The organism is Streptomyces sp. IBSBF 3136, assembly GCF_036815105.1.
Taxonomy (GTDB): domain Bacteria; phylum Actinomycetota; class Actinomycetes; order Streptomycetales; family Streptomycetaceae; genus Streptomyces.
This window is the reverse complement of sequence record NZ_JAJSZC010000352.1, coordinates 1-5,317: the sequence shown is the minus strand read 5'-3', so window position 1 is coordinate 5,317 and position 5,317 is coordinate 1. Positions and strand designations below refer to the sequence as shown.

The 5,317-nt window shown below is 74.7% G+C and carries 3 protein-coding genes; 1 reads left to right on the top strand and 2 read right to left on the bottom strand.

Annotated features, from left to right (window positions below):
• Together V7E45_RS38480 and V7E45_RS38475 are read right to left on the bottom strand one after the other, a co-directional pair.
• Positions 1 to 2,440 (bottom strand): BTAD domain-containing putative transcriptional regulator (locus tag V7E45_RS38480; protein ID WP_443056349.1); only part of this gene is annotated, 2,440 nt, incomplete at its 3' end.
• Between the two features lie 417 nt (positions 2,441 to 2,857).
• Entirely contained in the window at positions 2,858 to 3,751 is an 894-nt protein-coding gene (locus V7E45_RS38475) for a glycosyltransferase family 2 protein (protein WP_333778926.1), read from the bottom strand.
• A 383-nt stretch (positions 3,752 to 4,134) separates the two neighbouring features.
• On the opposite strand from V7E45_RS38475, the gene V7E45_RS38470 reads away from it, so the two are divergent.
• Positions 4,135 to 5,283: a PQQ-dependent sugar dehydrogenase gene (locus tag V7E45_RS38470; RefSeq protein WP_333778925.1), complete on the top strand. Its 1,149-nt coding sequence runs from the start codon at positions 4,135 to 4,137 to the stop codon at positions 5,281 to 5,283.
• Positions 5,284 to 5,317 lie beyond the last annotated feature (34 nt).

Genomic DNA, 5,317 nt, shown 5'->3' with positions numbered 1-5,317 from the left:
CCGCGGAGGTGGTGGCGGTGGACGTGGGGGTGGGCGCGGAGGTGACCGTGCCGGTGTCGGTGGGTGTGGAGGTGTCTGCGCGGCGGTCCCGGCCCGCGGGACCGGGGGTGTCCGCGCGGCGGTCGTCACCTGTGCGCCGGTCGGTGCCCCCGCGCCGGTCGAGGCCCGTGCGGCGGTCCACGCTCGTGCGGCGGTCGGGGCCGGAGCCGGGTGCCCCGCCGGCGGCCGTGCCGGGACGGGTGTCGGCGTCCGCCAGTTCGCGGGCGAAGTCACGCACCAGGTCGTGCGGGGCGTACCGGCCGTACGCCGTCTCCTCCAGCAGGGCCACGTCGACCAGCCGGTCCAGCGCGGCCTCGGCGCGGCGCGCGTCGGTGCCGGTCAGGCGGGCGACCAGCGGGGCGCCGTAACTGGGCAGGTCGAGGGCTCCGATGCGGCGCAGCACGAGGGCCGCGTCCCGGTCGGCCTCGCGGTCGGCGGCGGCTAGTGCGTCATGGGCCACCGCGAGGGAGCGGCGGACGCTCAGGTCGTCGTACTCCAGGTGGCGCAGCCGGCCCCCGGTGTCGGCCAGTTGCCCGGCCAGCACGTCCGGGGTGAGGGCGCGGCGGGCGGCCAGCCGGGCGGCGACGACCCGCAGCGCCAGCGGCAGCCTGCCGGTCAGCTCGACCAGCGCGTGACCGGCGTCCAGTCCCTCGCGGCCGCTCACGGCCCGGAGCAGCGCCGCGCTGTCCTCGCCGGTCAGCGGGCCGAGCGGGAGGCGCAGGGCGCCGTCGAGGGCGGTCAGCGGCGAGCGGCTGGTGACGATCACGGCGCAGCCGGGGCCGGCCGGCAGCAGGGGGCGCACCTGGGCCGCGCTCGCGGCGTCGTCCAGCACCAGCAGCATGCGGGCGGGGGCGAGCAGCGAGCGGAGCAACGCGCTGGCCGCGTCGGGGTGTTCGGGGATGGTGCGGGGCTCGGCGCCGAGGTCGCGCAGCAGTGCGGCGAGCGCCTGTGCCGAGGTCAGCGGGCCCATGCCGGGGGCGGCGCCGTGCAGGTTGACGTACAGCTGGCCGTCCGGGAAGCGTTCCCGCAGCCCGTGGGCCGCGTGCAGCGCGAGGGCGCTCTTGCCGACCCCGGCCATGCCGCTGATCACCGCGAGCCGGCTCCGCCGCTCGGCGAGGCTCCGGTGCAGTTCCCGGTGCTCGGCGGCTCGCCCGGTGAAGTTGGCCGGTGGTGGGGGGAGTTGAGCCGGCGCGGGGGTACGCGTGGCCGGTGTGCCGGAGGCGGGTGACACCGGCCCTTGGGCCGTACGGACCGCCGCACCGCCGGTGGCCGGGGAGGCGGGCGCCGGTGCGGACGCTGACCTGGGTGCCGGTGCCGGTGCCGGTGCCGGTGCGGGTGCGGGTGCGGACGCCGGCACGCACGCGGCTGCGGCAGCCCCTCCCCGGCCCTCGCCGTTTCCGTCGCCCGGCGCGGAGGTTCCCCTGGCGATCGTCGCGGTGGCGACCGGTCCACCGACCTCCGGCCCACTGACCGACGGCCCCCCGACCAGCGGCCCACCGACGACGACCGTCCCGGCGGCGGCCTCCCCCGGCACGCGGCGGACCGGCACCGCGTCCTCGGTCCGCGTCCCCTGGCCCTTCGGCGTATCCGAGGAGCCGCGCAGTACTTCCACATGGGCCCGGCGGACGGCGGGTCCGGGCTCGACGCCGAGTTCGTCGACCAGGCGGGCGCGCAGATCGCGGTGGACGGCCAGGGCCTCGGCCTGACGGCCGGTGCGGTGCAGGGCGAGCATCAGCTGACGGTGGTACGCCTCGCGCAGCGGATGCTCGGCCACCAGGGCCGCCAGCTCCGGGACGAGCCCGGCGATCCTGGCTCCGCCGAGGGCGAGTTCGGCGTCGTAGCGCCACTCCAGCAGGAGCCGCCGCGCCTCCTCCAGGCGCTGCACGAGGGCGTAGCCGCCGAAGTCGGCGGGAAGCCCGCTGAGCGGTGCGCCGCGCCAGAGCGACAGCGCGGCCGTACAGGGGCGCACGACTCCGGCCCAGTCGCTCCGGGCGTGCGCGGCGCGCGCCTCGGCCACCAGGGCTTCGAACACGTGCACGTCCAGTTCACCGTGGTCCACCCGCAGCAGATAGCCGGGGGCGACGGCCCTGAGCCGCTCGGGGTCGTCCAGGAGCCGGCGCAGCCGGGTGACGTGGTTGTGCAGGGACGCCTGCGCGGAGACGGGCGGCGCCCCGCCCCACAGGGCGTCCTTCAGCGACTCGACGGACACCACCCGGCCCGCCTCGAGCAGCAGCGCCACGAGCAGGGCACGCACCTTGGGGCTGCCGATGGCCCGCACGCTGTTGTCGGGGGTGTCGCCGGGGACGCCGGCGTCGCAGCCGTCGTACGAAATCCCGTACGGCTGTCGGTCGTACAGAACGGGCGGTCCCAGCAGCCCGAACCGCAGCTCGTACCGCCGCATCACGCCGCCCACTGCCTTCCCGCACGGTCTTGTCGTGACCGCGCCGCGCGGCGGGCACCTGCCCGCCGTTCCCTGGCGGAATTCCGCCCCGTCCACCACAGTTTCCCGCCACCGCGCATCTGCCGGTCGCGACCGGATTCCGTTAAAGTTCCGGCTGCCGTCGCCCGCCGTCCGGCGACTTCCGGCCAGCCGGTCGACGACCTGCGGACGAACCGTTGGCCACATGTTAGCGATCCGTTGGCGGGCCCTGATGTGATCCTTTCATCGGATCCGGCCCGACGGCGCACGCGTCAAGACGCGTAACTCGGGGGAGTGTCGCCGCAGGCCAGGTCCGGGGACGTTGTAGGGCCCCGGTCGTCGGAGGTGAGCGACCGGGGTCCTGTCCCGTACCCGCACCCCGCCCGCGACGCCGTACGCTCAGATGACGGGCGGGCGCCCGAGGCGGGTCAGCCGCCACACCGTCCGCCAGCGCATCGGCCGCCGTTCGCCCGCCGGCTCCCGCAGCCCCTCGGCGAACCCGCCGAACCAGGCCCGCAGCCCGGCCGTGGACCGGGTGCGGGCGAGGGTGAGCAGCAGCCACACGCCGAGGTGCACCGGGATCAGCGGCAGGGGCAGCCGGCGCCGCGCGAGCCAGACCCGGTTGCGGGCGTTGACGCGGTAGTAGATCGCGTGCCGGGCCGGCGAGGTCCTCGGGTGGCGCAGGAGCAGCTCGGGGGCGTAGAGGATCTTCCAGCCGGCGTCGGCCGCCCGCCAGGCGAGGTCGGTCTCCTCGTGCGCGAAGAAGAACTCCGCCGGCCAGTCCCCCGTCTCCGCCAGCATCGCCATGCGGAAGGCGTGGCCGCCGCCGAGGAAGCCGGTGACGTAACCGCCGCGCAGTGGATCCGACTTGCCGACCCGGGGCACGTGCCGCTGCTGGGTCTCGCCGTGCTCGTCGGCGATCCGGAAGCCGACGATGCCGAGGCGCGGGTCGGCGGCGTACAGCTCGCGCACCCGGCGCAGCACGTCGGCGTCGGCGAGCAGACCGTCGTCGTCCAGTTCGACCACGACGTCGACGTCGCCGTATTCGCGGAGCCGGGCCAGGGCCACGTTGCGCCCGCCCGGGCAGCCCAGGTTCTCCTCGACGTCGATGGTGGTGACCTCGCCCGGCAGGGACAGCCGCCGGGCGAACTCGGGCAGCCGGCAGCCGTTGCCGACGATCACGATCCGGGCGGGGGCGACGTCCTGCTTGGCCACGGACTCCAGCAGGGCGTCGACCTCGGCGGGCCGGTTGCCCATGGTCACCACGGCGACGGCGATCCTCGGCTCCACCACGTCCCTCACCCCGTCCGGGCTGTGGCGGCACCTGCGTCCGGACCGCGCGGCGCTCGCCGTTCACCAAGATGTTGCCTCAGCGGCGGGGGTTCACCTGACGTGGATTCACTTTGCGGTCCCTTTGCTGTGGTTTTGTCCCCTCGCGGTCCAACGTCGCCCAGCAGATGGGTCAACCCGGGTGGCTGCCGCCTCGACATGGCCCCAATACTCCTGGCAGGAGTGCAGAGTCATTGCCCCGCTCCGGCCCGGCCCCTCCCCACGAGGCCTGACACGGCGGAGCCGCATTGGCCGCTCCCGACCCCCTCACGCTCGCCACCGGCCGTCCGTTCCTCCGTTCGGGGAATGCCGCGGTCCTCTCCCCCCACGACAGGAAAGGCATCGACATGTCACGTTTGGCGCATCGGGTGCTGCATCGAGTCCGTCCGGGTGTCACCGCGGCCGCCGCCGTCACCGCCGCGCTGACCGCGGCCCTGCTCCAGGCGCCGGGCGCGGCCGCACAGCCGGCGTCCGCGGGCGGGGCCGGCGGGGCCGGTGACCTCCGGCAGGGCGGTGCGCCGTCGGGCATCAGCACCCTCACCGACAAGATGGCGTTCCCATGGGGGATCTCCTTCCTGCCGAAGACGGCGAAGGCGCTGGTGACCGAGCGGTACACGTCCGCGGTGTGGCTGCTCAGGTCCGACGGCACCAGGACGAAGGTGGGAAAGGTCCCGAACACCGTCGCCGACGACGGTGACGCCAACGCCGCGAGCGGCGGGCTGCTGGGCGTGGCGACCTCGCCGACCTGGAACGGCACGACGGACAAGGACGTGTTCTTCGTGCAGACGACCACCGCCGGCACCCGGGTCGCGAAGATGCGCTTCGACGGCACCTCGCTCAGCGGGTACACCGTCGTGCTCGGCGGCATCAAGTTCCACGGGGACCACAACGGCGGCGGCATCGCCTTCGGGCCCGACGGCTACCTGTACGTCACCACCGGCGACGCCCTGGACAAGACGACCGCGCAGGACAAGAACTCGCTCAACGGCAAGATCCTGCGCATCACCAGGACGGGGGCAGCGGCACCCGGCAACCCCTTCGGCAACCGGGTGTACAGCTACGGCCACCGCAACGCGGAGGGCCTCGCGTGGGACTCCCGGGGCCGGCTGTGGGAGGCCGAGATCGGGGGCTCCGAGTGGGACGAGCTGAACCTCGTCGAGAAGGGCGGCAACTACGGCTGGCCCACCTGCGAGGGCAACTGCTCCACCGCGGGCATGAAGAACCCCAAGTCGGTCTGGAAGCCGGAGGCGGGAGGCGTGCCCGCGCAGGTCGCGATCGTCAACGACGTCATCTACGTCTCCACGCTGCGCGGCGAGCGGCTGTGGCGGCTGCCGATCGACGCGACCGGCAAGGCGGTCGGGACGGGGACGTCCTACTACAGCGGCGCCTACGGCCGACTGCGGGCGCTGGCCAAGGTGCCGGGCGCGGACCAGCTGTGGCTGGGGACCAGCAAGGGCCCTGCCCAGGACAGCATCTACAAGATCGACATCCGCTGAGCCGTCTCCCCCTTTCCCCTCCCCCTCCCCGCCC